Source organism: Streptomyces sp. NPDC026417 (assembly GCF_055567695.1).
Genome location: NZ_JBVHPY010000004.1, coordinates 64452 through 82923 on the forward strand (window position 1 = coordinate 64452; position 18472 = coordinate 82923).

At 71.8% G+C, this 18472-nt stretch carries 20 protein-coding genes and 1 tRNA gene; 10 read left to right on the forward strand and 11 right to left on the reverse strand.

The features are described from left to right. The first annotated feature begins 6 nt into the window (after positions 1–6). Complete coding sequence (locus ACZ4NT_RS07920) at positions 7–600, forward strand: TetR/AcrR family transcriptional regulator (protein ID WP_467724238.1); 594 nt, start codon at positions 7–9, stop codon at positions 598–600. A 109-nt stretch (positions 601–709) separates the two neighbouring features. On the opposite strand, the gene ACZ4NT_RS07925 is transcribed toward ACZ4NT_RS07920, so the two are convergent. The 3 genes from ACZ4NT_RS07925 to ACZ4NT_RS07935 form a co-directional block, all read right to left on the reverse strand. Then, positions 710–1924 carry an acyl-CoA dehydrogenase family protein gene (locus ACZ4NT_RS07925; RefSeq protein WP_121404090.1) on the reverse strand — a complete coding sequence of 405 codons (1215 nt, stop codon included), beginning with the start codon at positions 1922–1924 and terminating at the stop codon, positions 710–712. Between the two features lie 6 nt (positions 1925–1930). Further along, positions 1931–2953 (reverse strand): phosphotransferase family protein, encoded by a 1023-nt coding sequence (locus ACZ4NT_RS07930; RefSeq protein WP_467724239.1) that lies wholly within the window; start codon positions 2951–2953, stop codon positions 1931–1933. Between the two features lie 149 nt (positions 2954–3102). Continuing rightward, positions 3103–3399: a hypothetical protein gene (locus tag ACZ4NT_RS07935; protein ID WP_467724241.1), complete on the reverse strand. Its 297-nt coding sequence runs from the start codon at positions 3397–3399 to the stop codon at positions 3103–3105. Between the two features lie 132 nt (positions 3400–3531). Here ACZ4NT_RS07935 and ACZ4NT_RS07940 point away from each other — a divergent pair, with 132 nt between their 5' ends. Further along, positions 3532–4458, forward strand: coding sequence for an NADP-dependent oxidoreductase (locus ACZ4NT_RS07940; RefSeq protein ID WP_121404095.1), 927 nt, complete (start codon positions 3532–3534; stop codon positions 4456–4458). A gap of 33 nt (positions 4459–4491) precedes the next feature. Here the strand turns inward: ACZ4NT_RS07940 and ACZ4NT_RS07945 are convergent, their stop codons facing one another. From ACZ4NT_RS07945 to ACZ4NT_RS07960, 4 genes are all read right to left on the reverse strand, one after another. Continuing rightward, entirely contained in the window at positions 4492–4818 is a 327-nt protein-coding gene (locus ACZ4NT_RS07945; RefSeq protein ID WP_121404098.1) for a DUF202 domain-containing protein, read from the reverse strand. Then, positions 4815–5207: a DUF202 domain-containing protein gene (locus ACZ4NT_RS07950; RefSeq protein WP_121404100.1), complete on the reverse strand. Its 393-nt coding sequence runs from the start codon at positions 5205–5207 to the stop codon at positions 4815–4817. The genes ACZ4NT_RS07945 and ACZ4NT_RS07950 overlap by 4 nt, the downstream gene beginning before the upstream one ends. A 78-nt stretch (positions 5208–5285) precedes the next feature. Further along, complete coding sequence (locus ACZ4NT_RS07955) at positions 5286–5801, reverse strand: NUDIX domain-containing protein (protein WP_121404102.1); 516 nt, start codon at positions 5799–5801, stop codon at positions 5286–5288. 53 nt (positions 5802–5854) lie between these two features. Beyond that, positions 5855–6748 (reverse strand): DMT family transporter, encoded by an 894-nt coding sequence (locus ACZ4NT_RS07960; RefSeq protein WP_121404104.1) that lies wholly within the window; start codon positions 6746–6748, stop codon positions 5855–5857. 256 nt (positions 6749–7004) lie between these two features. Here ACZ4NT_RS07960 and ACZ4NT_RS07965 point away from each other — a divergent pair, with 256 nt between their 5' ends. From ACZ4NT_RS07965 to ACZ4NT_RS07985, 5 genes are all read left to right on the forward strand, one after another. Then, positions 7005–8660, forward strand: coding sequence for an FAD-binding dehydrogenase (locus ACZ4NT_RS07965; RefSeq protein WP_121404106.1), 1656 nt, complete (start codon positions 7005–7007; stop codon positions 8658–8660). 238 nt (positions 8661–8898) lie between these two features. After that, on the forward strand, positions 8899–9849 hold the full coding sequence (locus ACZ4NT_RS07970; RefSeq protein ID WP_467724244.1) for a hypothetical protein: 951 nt from the start codon (positions 8899–8901) through the stop codon (positions 9847–9849). 31 nt (positions 9850–9880) lie between these two features. Then, on the forward strand, positions 9881–11434 hold the full coding sequence (locus tag ACZ4NT_RS07975; protein WP_467724246.1) for an APC family permease: 1554 nt from the start codon (positions 9881–9883) through the stop codon (positions 11432–11434). Between the two features lie 85 nt (positions 11435–11519). After that, complete coding sequence (locus tag ACZ4NT_RS07980; RefSeq protein WP_467724248.1) at positions 11520–12245, forward strand: molybdopterin-dependent oxidoreductase; 726 nt, start codon at positions 11520–11522, stop codon at positions 12243–12245. Beyond that, positions 12229–12858 carry a cytochrome b/b6 domain-containing protein gene (locus ACZ4NT_RS07985; RefSeq protein ID WP_467724250.1) on the forward strand — a complete coding sequence of 210 codons (630 nt, stop codon included), beginning with the start codon at positions 12229–12231 and terminating at the stop codon, positions 12856–12858. The genes ACZ4NT_RS07980 and ACZ4NT_RS07985 overlap by 17 nt, the downstream gene beginning before the upstream one ends. 120 nt (positions 12859–12978) lie before the next feature. Here ACZ4NT_RS07985 and ACZ4NT_RS07990 read toward each other — a convergent pair whose 3' ends face one another. Both ACZ4NT_RS07990 and ACZ4NT_RS07995 read right to left on the reverse strand, forming a co-directional pair. Then, entirely contained in the window at positions 12979–14376 is a 1398-nt protein-coding gene (locus ACZ4NT_RS07990) for a GntT/GntP/DsdX family permease (protein ID WP_467724252.1), read from the reverse strand. 72 nt (positions 14377–14448) lie between these two features. Further along, complete coding sequence (locus ACZ4NT_RS07995) at positions 14449–14976, reverse strand: gluconokinase (RefSeq protein WP_467724501.1); 528 nt, start codon at positions 14974–14976, stop codon at positions 14449–14451. A 130-nt stretch (positions 14977–15106) separates the two neighbouring features. On the opposite strand from ACZ4NT_RS07995, the gene ACZ4NT_RS08000 reads away from it, so the two are divergent. Continuing rightward, entirely contained in the window at positions 15107–15808 is a 702-nt protein-coding gene (locus tag ACZ4NT_RS08000) for a FadR/GntR family transcriptional regulator (RefSeq protein WP_121404118.1), read from the forward strand. A gap of 24 nt (positions 15809–15832) precedes the next feature. On the opposite strand, the gene ACZ4NT_RS08005 is transcribed toward ACZ4NT_RS08000, so the two are convergent. Then, positions 15833–16207, reverse strand: coding sequence for a YchJ family protein (locus ACZ4NT_RS08005; protein ID WP_121404813.1), 375 nt, complete (start codon positions 16205–16207; stop codon positions 15833–15835). A gap of 95 nt (positions 16208–16302) precedes the next feature. Then, positions 16303–16387 (reverse strand) — tRNA-Leu (locus tag ACZ4NT_RS08010). A 187-nt stretch (positions 16388–16574) separates the two neighbouring features. Here ACZ4NT_RS08010 and ACZ4NT_RS08015 point away from each other — a divergent pair. Together ACZ4NT_RS08015 and chpH are read left to right on the forward strand one after the other, a co-directional pair. Beyond that, the gene (locus tag ACZ4NT_RS08015; protein ID WP_121404120.1) at positions 16575–17900 is read left to right on the forward strand and encodes a M20/M25/M40 family metallo-hydrolase; all 1326 of its coding nucleotides are present in this window, start codon (positions 16575–16577) and stop codon (positions 17898–17900) included. A 191-nt stretch (positions 17901–18091) separates the two neighbouring features. Continuing rightward, a complete protein-coding gene (chpH, locus tag ACZ4NT_RS08020) occupies positions 18092–18325 on the forward strand; it encodes a chaplin ChpH (protein WP_121404122.1) in 234 nt (77 codons plus the stop codon). Positions 18326–18472 lie beyond the last annotated feature (147 nt).

Below are 18472 nucleotides of genomic sequence, written 5' to 3' on the forward strand. Positions count from 1 at the left end.
GCGGCAGTGCCCAGGACGACGGACGGGGACGGGCCTCCTGTTCCGCAGCGGCTGCTCGCCGCCGCCACCCGGCTCTTCGCGGAGCAGGGCTACGACCGGACCTCGGTGCAGGAGATCGTCGAGGCGGCGGGCGTCACCAAAGGCGCCCTCTACCACTACTTCGGTTCCAAGGACGATCTCCTGCACGAGGTCTACGCGCGCGTGCTGCGCGTCCAGCAGGAGCGCCTCGACGCCTTCGCGGACGCGGACGCGCCGGTGGAGGAGCGCCTGAGGGGCGCCGCGGCCGACGTCGTCGTGACGACCATCGACAACCTCGACGACGCGTCGATCTTCTTCCGCTCCATGCACCATCTGAGCCCGGAGAAGAACAAGCAGGTGCGCGCGGAGCGCCGCCGCTACCACGAGCGCTTCCGCGCGCTCATCGAGGAGGGCCAGAAGGAGGGCGTCTTCTCCACGGCCACACCGGCCGACCTGGTCGTCGACTACCACTTCGGCTCGATCCACCACCTGTCGACGTGGTACCGCCCCGACGGCCCCCTCACCCCGCAGCAGCTCGCCGACCAGCTCGCCGACATGCTGCTGCGGGCCCTGCGTCCCTGAGGTCCGCGGGCAGCCGGTGTCCGCCGAGCGGCGCGACGACGTGACGCGGGGCCCCAAGACGGAGGCGGGGCCCCGGGGCGCGATCACGCACCCCGGGGCCCCCGGGCCGTCACACGTACCGCTTGATCTCCCGTCGCGCCAGCGAGCGCTGGTGCACCTCGTCCGGACCGTCGGCGAGCTTCAGCGTCCGCGCACTGGCCCACAGCTCGGCCAGCGGGAAGTCCTGGCTCACCCCGCCGGCGCCGTGCAGCTGCACCGCCTTGTCGAGAATGTCGACGACCGTGCGGGGAGTGGCGATCTTGATGGCCTGGATCTCGGTGTGGGCGCCCTTGTTGCCCACGGTGTCCATCATCCAGGCCGTCTTCAGGACCAGCAGGCGGAGCTGCTCGACGGCCACCCGGGCGTCGGCGATCCAGTTCTGCACGACGCCCTGCTGGGCGAGCGGCTTGCCGAAGGCGGTACGGGCCACCGCCCGCCGGCACATCAGCTCGATGGCCCGCTCGGCCATGCCGATCAGCCGCATGCAGTGGTGGATGCGGCCCGGGCCGAGCCGCGCCTGCGCGATGGCGAAACCGCCGCCCTCCTCGCCGACCAGGTTCGAGACCGGCACCCGCGCGTGGTCGAAGACGACCTCCGCGTGCCCGCCGTGCGAGTGGTCCTCGTAGCCGTACACCTGCATGGCACGCCGGATCTCCACGCCCGGGGTGTCGCGCGGCACGAGCACCATGGACTGCTGGCGCCGGATGTCGGAGCCGTCCGGGTCCGTCTTGCCCATCACGATGAAGATCTTGCAGTCCGGGTTCATCGCCCCGGAGATGTACCACTTGCGGCCGGTGACGACGTACTCGTCGCCGTCCCGCTCGATCAGCGTGGTGATGTTCGTGGCGTCCGAGGAGGCCACCTCGGGCTCGGTCATCGCGAAAGCCGAGCGGATCTCACCCGCGAGCAGCGGCTCCAGCCACTGCTTCCTCTGCTGCTCGTCGCCGAACTGCGTCAGCACCTCCATGTTGCCGGTGTCCGGAGCGGCGCAGTTCAGCGCGGTGGGCGCCAGGTGCGGGCTGCGGCCGGTGATCTCGGCGAGCGGCGCGTACTGCAGGTTGGTGAGCCCGGCACCGTACTCGGAGTCCGGCAGGAAGAGGTTCCACAGCCCTTGGCGCCGCGCCTCGGCCTTCAGCTCGCCGACGACGGCCGGGGTGTCCCACGGCGAGGCCAGCCGCGCGCGCTGCTCCTCGGCCACGGCCTCCGCCGGATAGACGTGCTCGTCCATGAAGGCGAGCAGTTTCCCGCGCAGCTCTTCGGTGCGCGCGTCGAATGCGAAGTCCATGGCGGTTCAGCCTTCCTGAAGGGTGGTCAGGCCGTGCTCGATGAAGAAGGGGACCAGCTCGCCGATGCGGTCGAAGCCCGCGCCGACCGTCTGGCCGAGGGTGTAGCGGTAGTGGATGCCCTCCAGGATCACGGCGAGCTTGAACCACGCGAACGCCGTGTACCAGGAGACGGCGGACACGTCGCGCCCCGAGCGCGCGGCGTACCGCTCGATGATCTCGGCCGCGTCCGGGTGCCCCGGGGCCGACGCGGTCGTGCTGATGGGGGAGTCGGGCAGATCCAGCGGCGCGCTGTACATCACCAGCAGCCCCAGGTCGGTGAGCGGATCACCGAGCGTGGACATCTCCCAGTCCAGGATCGCCTTGATCCGGTCGTCCGTGCCGATCAGCACGTTGTCCAGCCGGTAGTCGCCGTGCACGACGGCCGGCGCGGGGGAGGTGGGAAGCTCCCGGCCCAGGGCGGCGTGCAGCTCGTCGATGCCGGCCAGCTCGCGGTTCCTGGACGCGTCCAACTGCTTCCCCCAGCGGCGCAGTTGCCGGTCCAGGAAGCCCTCGGGCCGGCCGAAGTCCGCGAGACCGACCTCGGTCGGGTCCACGGCGTGCAGCTCGACCAGGGTGTCGACGAGACCGAGGACGGCCTCGCGGGTGCGCTGCGCGCCGAGCGGGGCGAGCTGCCCGGCGGTGCGGAACGGGGTGCCCTCCACGAACTCCATGACGTAGAAGGGCGCGCCGAGCACGGAGTCGTCCTCGCACAGCAGCACCGGCCGCGGCACCGGCACGGCCGTCGGGTGCAGTGCGCTGATCACCCGGTGCTCGCGCTTCATGTCGTGCGCGGTGGCCAGGACATGGCCCAGCGGGGGCCGGCGGACGACCCACTTCGTGGCGCCGTCCGTGACCGCGTACGTGAGGTTCGACCGTCCCCCCTCGATGAGCCGGCCGGACAGCGGGCCGGTCACCAGTCCGGGCCGCTCGGCGTCGAGCAGGTCGCGCAACCGGTCGAGATCGAGACCCGGGGGGTGGTCTGGGCTCATCATTGCTCCTACGCACACGGAAAACAGGACGTCACACATGATGCCGACCGGTCGGTATGTCGTCCAGTGCCCGCGCAAAACGTGATCGGCGTCTCCCCGGCCCGCGCGGGCCGGGGAGACGCCGATCGGACCGATCGGTGCGACACCGCCTAGTGGTCGTCCCAGTGCCCGTCGTGCTCGGCGTGCCGGTGTCCGTCGTGCAGGTAGTCGACGTGGTCGCCGTGCTGGACCCGCTGGTGCCCGCAGTCCTCGCCGTGCCGGTGCTCGTGCCCCACGTGCGCCGTGTGTGCGCCCGGCTCGCACTCGTCCCAGTGGCCGCCGTGCTCGCGGTGCAGGTGCCCGTCGTGCAGATAGTCGACGTGGTCTCCGTGCGGCACCTCGCGGTGGCCGCAGGCCGGTCCGTGGATGTGCTCGTGAGCGGGGTGCTCCTGGTGGAGGGTGGTCATGGTGCTCACCTTCGACGTGGCGTGGAATGACGGTTCAGGCTATCGGTACGAAACAACGCAAACCCCCCTCGCGTGGCGTGATTCGTCCGCCTCGGTTTGCGCGTCGCACGGGCAGCCCGGAGGGTCGAGGGCATGAAGGCGATCAGTTACAGCCGCTACGGCGGCCCGGAGGTCCTGGAGTACGGGGAGGTGCGCGACCCCCGCGTCGGCCCCGACTCGGTCCTGGTGAGGGTCCGTGCGGCCTCGGTGAACCCCGTGGACTGGAAATGCCGTGAGGGCCATCTGGACGGACTCCTGGAGCCCGTCTTCCCGGTCGTCCCCGGCTGGGACGTGGCGGGCGTGGTGGTCCGTCCGGGGGCCGCGGTGGCCGAGTTCGAGGAGGGCGACGAGGTCATCGGCTACGTGCGCGAGGACTTCCTCTCGCGCGGCACCTTCGCCGAGTACGTGGCGGCGCCCGTGCGCACCCTCGCCCGCAAGCCCCGCAACCTCTCCTTCGAGCAGGCGGCGGGCCTGCCGCTGGTGGGCCTGACCGCGCACCAGGTGCTCGTCGACGTGCTCGGAGTACGGGAGGGGGACGTCGTCCTCGTGCACGCGGCCGCGGGCGGCGTGGGGTCGGCCGCGGTCCAGCTCGCCCGCCACCTGGGAGCCCGCGTGATCGGCACGGCGAGCGAGGGCAACCACGACTACGTCCGCTCGCTGGGCGGCGACCCGGTCGCCTACGGCGAGGGACTGGCGGACCGGGTGCGGGCCCTCGCGCCCCGGGGCGTCGACGCCGTCTTCGACACCGTCGGCGGCGACACGCTCACCGCCTCGGCGGAGCTGCTGGCACCCGGGGGCCGGCTGGCGTCCATCGCCGACCCGGCCGTCGTCGGTCACGGCGGGCGCTACTACTTCGTCCGCCCCGACGCGGACGACCTGCGGCACCTGTCCGAACTGGCCGAGCAGGGCGTCCTCTCGGTCCACGTCTCCGAGACGTTCCCGCTGGAACGCGCGGCCGAGGCCCACCGCCGCAACGAGGAGGGGCGCACCCGCGGAAAGATCGTGGTCACGGTCGACTGAGCGAGCTGCCGGGCGGGCTCGGTGGCCCGGTGGTCAGAAGACCAGGGCGACGGCGCACGCCGCGAGGGCCACCGTGCACAGGGTGGCCACGGTCGCGTCCCGGGAGGTGAGCCCCGCCGGGCGTCCGGAATACGCGGCGAGAACGCGGATGCGGCGGTGGGCGACGGCCAGGAAGCCCAGCCAGAGCGCACAGCACAGTGCGCAGGCCACGAGGGCGAGGGGCGTCGGCCCGCCGTGCAGGGTCGTCTTCACAGCGAGCACCGCGGCGGCGGTGGCCGACAGGGTGGTGCGCCGCCAGGCCAGCCGCGTGCGCTCCGGCTGCAGTCCCGGGTCCCGCTCCCGGGCGGCGGGCGCGGTCACCCTTCCCAGCCGACCAGGACGACGACCACCATCGCGACGGCGACGAACGCGACGGTGATGCCCAGCAGCGCGGGAAAGCGGGACACCGGCAGGTCCTCGCCCCGGCGCATGGCGCGCTCGCAGCGCACCCAGTGGTTCACCGCCCGCAGCGAGCACAGCACGCCCGCCCCCAGCAGCGCGAGGGCGAGCCCGACCCGCCACCCCCACCGCAGGTCCGGCAGGAACTGGTCCACGGCGAACCCGCCGCCGATCAGCGCCAGTGCGGTGCGCAGCCACGCCAGAAAGGTCCGCTCGTTGGCCAGCGAGAACCGGTAGTCGGGTGTCCCGCCCTCCTCGCGGATCTCCTGGGGTGCGAACCACAGCCGGACGTTCCGTACGAATTCGATCACGCCAGGGACCCTACTAGGCGGCCGCCGACGCACCGAGCGGGAGGCCGAGGGGAGCGCCCGGGCGGGCCCGGGGGCAGGTCAGCCGGTCGGCCCGTGGGCCTTCAGACGCTCGTACGCGGCCAGGCCGTCCGGGACCCAGGTCCAGTCCGTCAGGCGCCGCTCCACCTCGTCCTCGGGCAGGAAGTCGTGCCAGGCGACTTCCTCGACCTGGGGGCGCACGGGCAGGTCGCACGTCACCTCGTACACCGCCGACCACCAGCTCAGCCCGGAGCCGTTGTCGTACAGGAACGTGAAGAGGTGGCGCGGGCGGGGGAGGCCCCGGACGCCGAGCTCCTCCTCGGCCTCCCGCAGGGCCGCGTCGTCGTAACTCTCGCCGGCGCCGACGACCCCGCCGACGAACATGTCGTACAGCGAGGGGAAGACCAGCTTGGTCGCGGTGCGGCGGTGGACGAAGATCCGGCCCTCGGCGTCCCGGGCCCGGACGAACACGCAGCGGTGGCGCAGGCCGTGCGCGTACACCTCTCCGCGCGGGCGCTGCCCGATGACGCGGTCGTTCTCGTCCACGATGTCGAGGATCTCGTCGGCGGCGCTCATGACTCCATCCAAGCAGCCCCGGACGCGCGACGGGCGGGGCGGACCCGAGGTGCTCAGCGCGGCTGCAGGTCCCGTGCCCGCTCGGCGTCCGAGGATCCCTGGGGCATCGCCGGATGCAGCCCCAGCAGCACGATGCCGGCCACCACGGCCGCGAGTCCGGACGCCTGCCAGGCCAGCGCGCCCGTGTCCGTGCGCAACCGGTCCCCGAGGAAACCCACGCCGCAGACGATCCCGGCCAGCGGCTGGGCGGCGGTCAGCGCGGGCAGCGACATCCGCAGCGGCCCCGTCTCGAAGGCGCTCTGGACCAGCAGCAGCCCCGTGACGCCGAGCACCAGCACGCCGTACGGCTGCCATCCGGTGAGCAGCTCGGACCACCCGCCATCCGAGAAGCGCTCCCCGCAGACCCGGGTCAGCGCGTCCTGCACGCCGTACAGCAGTCCGGCGGCCGTGGCCAGCAGCACCGGCGCCGAGCTGAGCCGGGACCGCTTCGCGTATGCGGTGAGCAGCAGCGCCACCCCGATCATGATCCCCATGATCAGCCAGTGCCGCAGCGGGTCGGTGATCGCGTCGCCGCCCGTCGGCTGGCCTGCCACGATGAACGCGGTGACCCCGCCGGCGAGCAGCGCGAGTCCCGCCCAGCCCTGCCGGCCCAGCGGCTGTTTGGTCTGGTGGCGCGAGAGCGCGAGCGCGAAGAGCAGGTTGGTGGCGAGCAGCGGTTCCACCAGGGACAGCTCGCCGCGGCCCAGTGCGACCGCGCCGAGCGCCATGCCGACCACCATGAGGCCGATACCGCCCAGCCAGGTGGGCACGCGGATGAGGTCGAGCAGCAGCCGGGGGGAGAGGAAGTCGCTGAGCGGCGCGTGCGAGGCGGCCTTCTGCTGGAGTACGAATCCGAAGCCCAGACAGCAGGCCGCACTCACGGAGAGGACCAGAACCAGAACCGACACGCTGCGTACCTCGATAACTCGGCGGGCCACGGGGTGCGTATCCCGCCGACTGTAGCCTCCCGGACTCCGACCCGCCCTCGGGAGAACCCGGAACCGGGCAGTTGACTCGGTCAGCCATCTGCCGAAGGATCTGACCGACCAGTAACAATGCCTTCGGGCCCTGGTCGACTGTTACCACTGTCTCACCAACCGGCGACGAGCCGCTGTCCCGTGCGGGCGCCGAGCCGACCGGGCGGCATGCCGAGAGGACGCGCACATGGCCTACGACGCAGACGTGATCGTGATCGGAGCGGGCCTCGCGGGGCTGGCGGCGACCGCGGAGCTCGTCGATGCCGGCCGCCGGGTGATCCTCCTCGACCAGGAGCCCGAGCAGTCGATCGGCGGCCAGGCGCACTGGTCGTTCGGCGGCCTGTTCTTCGTGAACTCGCCCGAGCAGCGCCGGATGCGGATCAAGGACAGCCACGCACTGGCGCTCCAGGACTGGATGGGCACGGCCGGCTTCGACCGCCCCGAGGACCACTGGCCGCGCCGCTGGGCCGAGGCGTACGTGGACTTCGCCGCGGGTGAGAAGCGGTCCTGGCTGCACCGGCAGGGCGTCCGCTTCTTCCCCGTGGTCGGCTGGGCCGAGCGCGGCGGCTACGACGCCAACGGGCACGGCAACTCGGTGCCGCGCTTCCACATCACCTGGGGCACCGGGCCCGGCCTCGTCGCACCCTTCGAGCGCCGGGTGCGCGCCGGGGTCGCCCGCGGCCTGGTGCAGCTCAGGTTCCGCCACCGGGTCACCGGCCTGACCCGCAGCGCGGGCGCCGTCGACACGGTCACCGGCGAGATCCTGGAGCCGTCCGGCATCGAGCGCGGCCAGGCCAGCAGCCGCACGGTCACCGGTGCGTTCGAGCTCAGGGCCCAGGCGGTGATCGTCACCTCCGGCGGCATCGGCGGCGACCACGACCTCGTCCGCGCCAACTGGCCCGAGCGGCTGGGCAGCCCGCCCGAGCGGATGGTCGCCGGTGTGCCCGCGCACGTGGACGGCAAGATGCTCGCGATCGCCGAGGAGGCGGGCGCGCACCTCATCAACCGCGACCGCATGTGGCACTACACCGAGGGCATCCAGAACTGGAACCCGGTCTGGGAGAACCACGGGATCCGCATCCTGCCCGGCCCGTCCTCGCTCTGGCTGGACGCCCGGGGCAACCGGCTGCCCGTACCGCTCTTCCCCGGCTTCGACACCCTCGGCACGCTCGAACACATCATGCGGACCGGGTACGACTACACGTGGTTCGTGCTCGACCAGAAGATCATCGGCAAGGAGTTCGCGCTCTCGGGCTCGGAGCAGAACCCCGACCTGACGGGGAAGTCCGTCCGTGGGGTCCTCGAAAGGGCCCGCGCCGACGTGCCCGCACCGGTCCGGGCGTTCATGGAGAACGGCGTCGACTTCGTGGTGGAGAAGGACCTGAGTGCGCTCGTGCGGGGCATGAACGCCCTCACGAAGGAGCCGCTCGTCGACGAGGAGGCGCTGCGCCGGGAGATCGTCGCGCGGGACCGGGAGATCGCCAACCCGTTCACCAAGGACCTCCAGGTGACCGCGATCCACGGGGCCCGCAGGTACCTCGGGGACAAACTGATCCGGACGGCGCCCCCGCACCGCATCCTCGACCCCGGGGCGGGGCCGCTGATCGCCGTGCGGCTGAACATCCTCACCCGCAAGACCCTCGGCGGCCTGGAGACCGACCTCTCCTCGCGGGTGCTGACCGAGGGCGGTGACCCGCTGGCCGGTGTGTACGCGGCGGGGGAGGCCGCCGGTTTCGGCGGCGGCGGAGTGCACGGGTACCGCTCCCTGGAGGGCACCTTCCTCGGCGGCTGCCTGTTCTCCGGGCGTACGGCGGGGCGTGCGGCGGCGGAGGCGGTGAGCTGAACGCGGCCGCGCCGGGGCAGGTCGATCCCCTCCGGCGCACGGCCGTTCCGTCCGGGGCAGCTGCTTCGGGGTGGAGATCGAGTACCGCGGGGTCAACCCCGCGGTACCCGGGGACAGTTGACACGTGTAGCAATCCGGGCGGCCCTTGACGCCAACCATTGGCTGAGGGTTTGCTTTGCGTGATCAGGCCCCGACGGGCCCCGTTCTGTCTGGACCACCCGCGTAAGGACCGCCCGCGGTGCCCCCACCCCCGCCACCTCTCGGACGCGGCCGCAAGCGCGCGATCCACGTCTTCGACGCCGCACTCGACGATGCCGAACTGGTCACCGCCCGCGCCGCGTTGGCCCAGGGCCGGTGGGCGGGTGTCCGCGCGCTGCTGGCCTCCACCGGGGACGACTGGGACCGCCGCGGGCACCGGGTCGCCGTCCTCGCCCAGGAGCCGTCCGCCCTCACCTGGGCCCGTGACTGGCTGCTCGTCGAACCGGAGTCGACCAGCGCCTCCGCCCTCCTCGCCCTGGCAACCGTGCAGCGGGCGCTGGACGGCAAGGAGCGCCCCGAACGGGCCCGGGACGCCTGTCGCGCCGCGGCCGCGCCGGCGCCCGCCGACCCCACGCCCTGGCTCGGGCTGCTGATGCTGGAGCGGGCGATCGGCAGCGAGGAGGACGTCGTCCGGCTCTTCGACGAGGTCCGCCACCGCCACCCCGACCACCACCACGCGCACCATCTGATGGTCGCGCGTCTCGCCGAGCGCCGCGCGGACGCCGGCCAGGACCCGCTGCACGAGGTGTACGACTTCGCCAACTGGGCCGCGGAACAGGCGCCCGCCGATTCGCCCCTCGCCATCCTCCCGGTGGTCGCACACGCCGAGCGGTACCGGGTGCTGGCCACCGCGGGACTGGAGCCGGCCGACCCGGCCGCCTCCGGGCACTGGGTGGGCCGCCGGGCCCGGCAGGTCATGAAGTCCGCCTTCGACTGGTGGCTGGAGTGGGAGCACGACGACCACCCCCGCCGCCACGTCGACCTCAACTTCCTCGCCCACGCGAAGTCCTGCGAGGGCCGGGGCGCCGAGGCGGCCGCCCTCTTCCACCGCATCGGGCCGCACGCCACCCCGGCGCCCTGGTCGTACCCCGACCGCGACCCGTACAAAGCCTTCCGTGCCGCACGCGACAGCGCCCTGGGCACGGCCTGATCCGCCCACCACCTGAGAGGACGACCCCGCCATGACGACGGGCAGTTCGAGCACGAGTGAGAGCAGCAGACCCACCGCCGGATCCGGCATCAGCACGTTCAAGGGACAGGACCGCGCCCTGCGCGCCGACCGGCTCGGCACGGCGGGCCTGCTGCTCTCCGTCCTGGCGGCGACCGCGCCCCTCATGGTGGTCGCGGGTGTCATGCCCACCACATTCGGGGTGATGCGGATCGTCGGGCAGCCACTGCTCTTCGTCATCCTCGGCGTGGTGCTGGCCCTCTTCTCCATCGGCTACGCCGAGATGAGCCGCCACGTGCACAACGCGGGCGCCTTCTACGCGTACATCTCCCGCGGGCTCGGCGGCACCGCCGGCGCCGGGGCCGCGCTCGTCGCCCTCGTCGCGTACAGCGCGCTCCAGGTCGGCATCTACGGCATCTTCGGCTTCGAGGTGTCCGGCCTGTGCGCCACCTACCTCGACCTCGACGTCGCCTGGTGGATACCGGCGCTGCTGTCGGTGCTGGTCGTCGGCGCGCTCGCCTGGCTGAAGATCGACGTGAACGCCCGCGTCCTGGGCGTCCTGCTGCTGATCGAGGTCGCGCTGGTGGTCATCTTCGACATCGCGGCCGTCGCCGACCCCGCCCGGGAGGGCCTGTCGCTGCACGCCTTCAACCCCGACACGCTCACCGGCGCCGGCGTCGGCACCGCCCTGTGCTTCTGCATTGCCGCCTTCACCGGCTTCGAACAGGCACCCGTGTACGCCGAGGAGACCAGCCGCCCGCACATCCTCGTACCGCGGGTGATGTTCCTGGCGATCGCCTTCGTCGCCGTGTTCTTCGCGATCAGCTCCTGGGCGCTCACGGTCGCGGCAGGACCCTCCGCGATCGTGCCGGCCGCCCAGAAGCAGAGCGCCGGGCTGCTGTTCTTCCTCACCGAACCGAGGCTCGGCACCACCTTCACCGATGTCCTGCACGTCCTGTTCGTGACCGGCATGTTCGCCGCGATGCTCAGCTTCCACAACGTCGTCGCGCGGTACGCCTTCGCCATGGGCCGCGAAGGACTGCTGCCGGCCGCCTTCGGGCGCACCACCGGCGCCAGCGGCGCCCCCGGCACCGGATCCCTCCTGCAGACGGCCGTGTCGGTGCTGATCGTCGGTGCCTTCGCGCTGGCCGACGACAAGCCCAACGGCGACCCGACCGCGCCGGTCCTGCACCTGTTCACCTGGGGCGGCAACGTCGGCGCGCTCGGCGTCATCCTGCTGATGGCCGCCGCCTCCTTCTCGGTTGTCGTGTTCTTCGCCCGCCGCGGCGCCGCCCGTGCCCAGGCGTGGCGCCTGGTCACCTCCGTGCTGGCGGGCCTCGCCCTGCTCGTCATCGCCGGTTACACGATCAAGGACTTCGACGTCCTCGTCGGCGCCGGACCGGACTCCTCGCTGAACTGGGTGCTGCCCGCCGTCATCGGGGCCGCCCTGGTCGTCGGCCTGGTCCAGGGGCTCGTCCTGCGCTCCCGCAGGCCCGAGGCCCACGCCCGGATCGGACTGGGCAACGAGGCGTTCCAACTGGACAAGGCGGCCGGGACGCCCTCCTGACCACGGTCCGGGGAGTGGTTACGGAATTCTGACGGGCACCCGTGGCCCCTGGCCCCGAAGGGGTCGCGGGTGTTCGAATCGAGGAGTGAACTCAGAACGGCCCGAAGAGCAGGGCCGGCCCATCGGCCGGCGGGTCCTGCTCGGCACCCTCGGCCTCGGCGCCCTCGGCGTGGTGGCCGCGCCCGGTCTCCAGCGCGGCCTGGAGGGCTTCCTCGGCGACGCCGCCGACAAGGACCCCACCGGCCTGACCGGGCTCCTGCCCAACGGCGGCGGCTTCCGCTACTACTCGGTCACCTCGTCGGTCCCGCACAAGACCGCGTCGGACTACCGCCTCACCGTCGACGGTCTCGTCGACCGCCCCCTGCGCCTCACCCTGGCCGAACTGCGCGCCCTACCGCAGACCCGGCTCGTCCACGACGTCCAGTGCGTCACCGGATGGCGGGTGCCGGCCACCCCCTTCGAGGGAGTGCGCCTGTCCCGGCTCCTGGACGCCGCCGGAGTACGCCCCTCGGCCGGCGCGGTCCGCTTCACCTGCTTCGACGGGGCCTACTCCGAGAGCCTCACGCTCGACCAGGCCCGCCGCCGGGACGTCATGGTGGCGCTGCGCATGCAGGACAAGGACCTCGGCCATCACCACGGCGGGCCGGTCCGCCTGTACGTGGCGCCGATGTACTTCTACAAGTCCGCCAAATGGCTCTCCGGCATCACCGTCACCGAGGACGTCCGTCCCGGGTACTGGGAGAAGCGCGGCTACGACGTCGACGCCTGGGTCGGCCGCTCCAACGGACGCGACGATGAACCCACCGGCTGACGCCCCGGCCCGCCCCGCGCGCGTACGGCGCTTCACTCCCGCCGAACGCTGGATCCACCGCACGACGGGCGCCCTGATGGGCGTGTGCGTGGTGACCGCGGCCTGCCTCTACCTGCCGATGCTCGCCGAACTCGTCGGCCGGCGTGAACTCGTGGTCCGGGTACACGAGTGGGCGGGCCTGCTGCTGCCCGTCCCGGTCCTGGCGGGACTGGTCTCGCGGGCCTTCCGCGCGGACCTGCGCCGGCTCAACCGCTGGGGTCCGCACGACGGAGCCTGGCTGCGCGCCGCGCTGCGCCGCGGCACCCGCCGGGCCGACCGGCCCGCGGGCAAGTTCAACGCCGGTCAGAAGACCTACGCCGCCTGGATCGCCGGCGCGAGCCTGGTGATGCTGGGCACCGGGCTGCTGATGTGGTTCACCCACCTCACCCCCCTCGTATGGCGCACCTCGGCGACCTTCGTGCACGACTGGCTCGCGCTGACCGTCGGCATCGTCCTCGCCGGTCACATCGGGATGGCGCTCGCGGATCCGGAGGCCCGCCGGGGCCTGCGCACGGGCTCGGTCAGCAGGGAGTGGGCGGAGCGGGAGCACTCGCTCTGGCGTCCGTGGTCCTGAGCGAGCCCTGGGCGGCCGCGTACGGAGCGGCAGACGCGACCGCCCCCTCCCGGACGCCCGTGGCGCCCGGGAGGGGGCGGTGGTGCCGGGGAGGGGGCGAGCCCTCGCCGTGCTCCCGGGCTAGATCACGAGGGACAGCAGCAGGACCAGACCGCCGGCGACCACGGAGATGATGGTCTCCATCACCGACCAGGTCTTGACCGTCTGGCCGACGCTCAGCCCGAAGTACTCCTTGACCAGCCAGAACCCGGCGTCGTTGACGTGGCTGAAGAAGAGCGAGCCCGCGCCGATCGCCAGCACCAGCAGGGAGGCGTGCGTGGTGGACATGTCCGCGGCGAGGGGGGCGACGAGACCGGCCGCCGAGATGGTGGCCACGGTCGCCGAACCGGTCGCGAGCCGGATCGCCACCGCGATCAGCCAGGCCAGCAGCAGTGCGGGGATCGACCAGTCCTCGGAGATGTCCAGGATCATCTGGCCCACGCCGCAGTCGATCAGCGTCTGCTTGAATCCGCCGCCCGCTCCGACGATCAGCAGGATGCCGGCGATCGGGGCGAGGGACTTCTCCACGGTCGTCGACAGCCGCTCCCGGGTGAACCCGGCGGCCCGGCCCAGCGTGAACATCCCGACGATGACCGCCGCGAGCAGCGCGATCAGCGGCGAACCGGCGACGTCGAACACGCGCTGGACCATGTGCTCGGGATCGTCGACGACGATGTCCACGAGCGCCTTGGCCAGCATCAGCCCGACCGGCAGCAGCATGGTGAAGAGCGTGGCGCCGAACCCGGGGCGCTTCTCCAGGTCCTCGGAGGCACGGGCGGGGATCATGCGGTCCGGGGCCGGGACGTCCACCCAGCGGGCCGCGTACTTCGAGAAGACGGGGCCCGCGATGATCACCGTCGGGATCGCCACCAGGACACCGAGCGCCAGGGTGACCCCGAGGTTGGCCTTCACGGCGTCGATCGCGACCAGCGGACCGGGGTGCGGAGGTATCAGGCCGTGCATCACGGACAGACCGGCGAGGGCCGGGATCCCGATGCGCATCAGCGAGTAGTTGCCCCGCTTGGCGACCATCAGCACGACCGGGATCAGCAGGACGATGCCGACCTCGAAGAACAGCGGCAGGCCGATCACGGACGCGATCAGCACCATCGCCCACGGCATGGCACGGCCGCCCGCCTTGGCGAGGATCGTGTCGACGATCTGGTCGGCGCCGCCCGAGTCGGCGAGCAGCTTGCCGAGAATCGCGCCGAGCGCGATGAGGACACCCACACCGGCGACGGTCGAGCCGAGCCCCGCGGTGAAGCTGAGGATGGTCTTGTCGAGCGGAGCCCCGGCGAACGCGCCCAGCGCGAGCGAGCCGATGGTCAGGGCCAGAAAGGCGTGCAGCTTGAACTTCGTGATGAGCAGGACGATGACGGCGATGCCGGCCAGGACGGCGATGCCCAGCCGGGCATGGCCCGCCGAGGTGATCGGCTCGACGGCGTCCGCTGCCAGCATCTCGACGCTGAGTCTGGTCACGGTGCTTCCCTTGTGTGTACGGGACGGACGGGGAGTGGGTCGGGGCTGCGGCTCCGCGAAGCCCCGGGGGACCTACTGCGGGGGCTCGGACAGACCGTGCAGAGCGGCCACGGCCCGTGCGGTGATCTCCTCCGGGCTGCCGGCGACGTCCACCTCGACGCCCCTCTCGTCCGCCTGGAGCGGCTGAAGGGTGGCGAACTGGGAGTCCAGCAGCGCGGTGGGCATGAAGTGCCCCCGACGGTGCGACATCCGGTCCTCGATGAGGGCGCGACTGCCCGAGAGGTGGACGAAGACGACATCGGGCGCCGCGGCCCGGAGCCGGTCGCGGTAGCTCCGCTTGAGCGCCGAGCTGCTGACGACCCCGCCGAGCCCGGCACGGCCGTGCGCCCAGGCGCCGATGGCGTCCAGCCACGGCCACCGGTCGTCGTCGGTCAGCGGCGTCCCGGCCGTCATCTTGGCGATGTTGGCCTGCGGGTGGAAGTCGTCGCCCTCGGCGTAGGGAACGCCGAGCCGGTCGGCGAGCAGGGGACCGATGGTCGTCTTGCCGGTGCCCGCCACGCCCATCACCACGACCACGTGGGGGGTACGCGTCTGCTGCATCATGCTCTCGCTGTCTTCGTCGACACCTGATGTCGACGACACTGAAACCCATTAGGTACGACTAATTCAAGAGTCTGTGACATATAAGTCTGACTTTTTCGCAGGGCCCCAGTCCTCGTACGCTGGCCCCATGAGCACACGGGGCCGGGGACTGCACGGACACGTACTGGACACCCTCGGGCCGGCCATCACGGCAGGCGACTACCCGCCCGGAAGCGTTCTGCGCACGGACGAACTGGCGCAGCGCTTCGAGGTGTCGCGCTCCGTGATGCGCGAGGCGGTGCGCGTCCTCGAATCCATGTACCTCGTGGAGTCCCGCCGCCGGGTCGGTGTCACGGTCCGGCCCAAGGCCGAGTGGAACGTCTACGACCCGCAGGTCATCCGCTGGCGGCTGGCGGGAGCCGACCGCCCGCACCAGCTCCGCTCGCTCACCGTGCTGCGCTCCGCCGTGGAGCCCGTCGCCGCGGGCCTGGCCGCGCGGCACGCCACGGCCGAGCAGTGCGCCGAACTCACCGAATGCGCCCTCGGCATGGTCGCCACGTCACGCGGCGGGCAGCTGGAGGGCTACCTCGTCCACGACGTCGCCTTCCACCGCGTCATCCTCGACGCATCGGGCAACGAGATGTTCGCCCGGCTCGGCGACGTCGTCGCGGAGGTCCTCGCGGGCCGAACCCACCACGAGGTCATGTTCGAGGACCCCGACCCCGCCGCCGTCACCCTGCACGTCCGGGTCGCCGAGGCGGTCCGGGCCGGCGACGCCGCCCGCGCCGAGGAACTCACCCGCCAGATCGCCGTCGGCGCCCTGGAGGAACTCGACATCCTGGCCCCCTGACCGCGGCCGGTCCTCCCCGGGCGGTCACTCCACGAAGTCCCCGTCGACGTAGACCCAGGCCCCGTCGACCCGTACGAACCGGCTGCGCTCGTGCAGCACGCCTCCGGCGTAACCCGCCCGGAACGTCACGGTTCCCGAGGAGTGGAACGCGGACCCCTCGCCCGTCTCCAGGATCTCCAGTCCCGTCCACCGCATCCCCGGCTCGAACTCCACCCGCGGCGGTCGCGTCCCCGGATGCCAGGTCCGCAGCAGGTAGCCCTCGTCGCGCTTCACGAAGGCGCTGTACCGCGACCGCATCAGCGCCTCCGCGGTGGGCGCCGCGGCCTCCCCGCGGTGGAAGCGGCCACAGCACGCGGCATACGGCAGGGGGAGTCCGCACGGGCAGGAAGGCGTGATCATGGCCCCCATTGTGTCGTGCCGGCCGGTCCGCGGCGTCGCGTCCGCACACAACGAGCGAGGCCGTGACCCGGGGGTCACGGCCTCGCTCTTCGATGTGTCCGAGGGGGGACTTGAACCCCCACGCCCGATAAAGGGCACTAGCACCTCAAGCTAGCGCGTCTGCCATTCCGCCACCCGGACAAGGTGTCTGTCGCGCGGGGTTTCCCTCGCGGCGACAGAGGAAACATTACCAGGCTTCCGGGGGCGCCTGATCACACCCCTTTCGGGCGTGAACGACGTGTGACGGGCCGGGCCCGGCCTTGGGGTGGGCGGGGTGCCGGAGAGAGGATGAGGGGGACCACCAGCAGTGACAGTGGGAGGAAGCACCGTGAGCGAGTCGAACACGGCCAGGGGTGTCTCTGGCGAGGACGAGGTCGTCGACCTCTGTCGCGAGCTGATCCGGATGGACACCAGCAACTACGGAGACCACTCCGGGCCCGGCGAGCGCAAGGCCGCCGAGTACATCGCCGAGAAGCTCGCCGAGGTGGGGCTCGAACCGCAGATCTTCGAGTCGCACCAGGGCCGTGCCTCCACGGTGGCGCGCATCGAGGGGGAGGACCCCTCGCGGCCCGCGCTGCTCATCCACGGCCACACGGACGTCGTACCGGCCAACGCCGAGGACTGGACCCACCACCCGTTCTCCGGGGAGATCGCGGACGGCTGCGTCTGGGGCCGCGGTGCGGTCGACATGAAGGACATGGACGCGATGACCCTCGCGGTCGTGCGCGACCGGCTGCGCACCGGGCGCAAGCCCCCGCGGGACATCGTGCTGGCCTTCCTCGCCGACGAGGAGGCGGGCGGCACCTGGGGCGCGCGGCACCTGGTCGACAAGCACCCCGGCCTCTTCGAAGGGGTCACGGAGGCCATCGGCGAGGTCGGCGGGTTCTCGTTCACGGTCAACGAGAACCTGCGGCTCTACCTCGTCGAGACGGCCCAGAAGGGCATGCACTGGATGAAGCTGACCGTGGACGGCACCGCGGGCCACGGTTCGATGATCCACCGCGACAACGCCATCACGGAGCTGTCGGAGGCGGTGGGGCGGCTCGGCCGGCACAAGTTCCCGGTGCGGGTGACCAAGACGCTGCGGCACTTCCTCGACGAACTCGGCGACGCACTCGGCACCGAGCTCGACCCGGAGGACATGGACGCGACGCTCGCGAAGCTCGGCGGCATCGCCAAGCTGATCGGCGCCTCCCTGCAGAACACCGCCAACCCGACCCAGCTCGGCGCCGGATACAAGGTCAACGTGATCCCCGGGCAGGCCACCGCGCACGTCGACGGCCGCTACCTGCCGGGGTACGAGGACGAGTTCCTCGCCGACCTGGACCGGATCCTCGGCCCGCGGGTCAAGCGCGAGGACGTGCACGCGGACAAGGCGCTGGAGACCACCTTCGACGGGGCGCTCGTCGACGCCATGCAGACCGCGCTGTCCGCCGAGGACCCGATCGCGCGCGCCGTCCCGTACATGCTCTCCGCGGGCACCGACGCCAAGTCCTTCGCCGACCTCGGCATCCGCTGCTTCGGCTTCGCCCCGCTGAAGCTGCCGCCGGAGCTGGACTTCGCGGGCATGTTCCACGGGGTCGACGAGCGGGTGCCCGTGGACGCCCTGCGGTTCGGCGTGCGCGTGCTGGACCGCTTCATCGACGCGTCCTGAGGGCCCGCCCGGATCCCGCGACGACCGTGAGGTGGATTGCGCAGGTAAAACGACACTCCAATAATCGCCAGCGCGTGCGGAGCCGACTGAGAAGAGTGAATGCGACCATAAGCTCGTAGCTCGATTACTCCCTCCTCGTTACAGGTGGTGTGACCCGAAGCTGGGGTCGCATTTGTCTACGAGGAGGAATAATGATCAAGAAGATCGTCGCCGCCGCGGTTGCCACCAGTGGTCTGGTTCTCGCCGGTGCGGGCCTGGCTGCCGCCGACTCGGGCGCCCAGGGTGCCGCTGTGAACTCCCCCGGTGTCCTGTCCGGCAACGTTGTCCAGGTTCCCGTTCACATCCCGGTGAACGTCTGCGGCAACACGGTCTCCGTGATCGGGCTGCTGAACCCCGCCTTCGGCAACACCTGCATCAACAAGTGACGTCGTGCCTCGTTCCATGAGGCTCTGAGTCCTCGTCGGGGCAGGGGGGGGGGGGGGGGGGGTGGGGGGGGGGGGGGGGGGGGGTGGTGGTGTTGTTTGTGTGGGGGGAGCTTCCCCCAAAGGCCCAGAAAAAAATCAAGGAAAGAG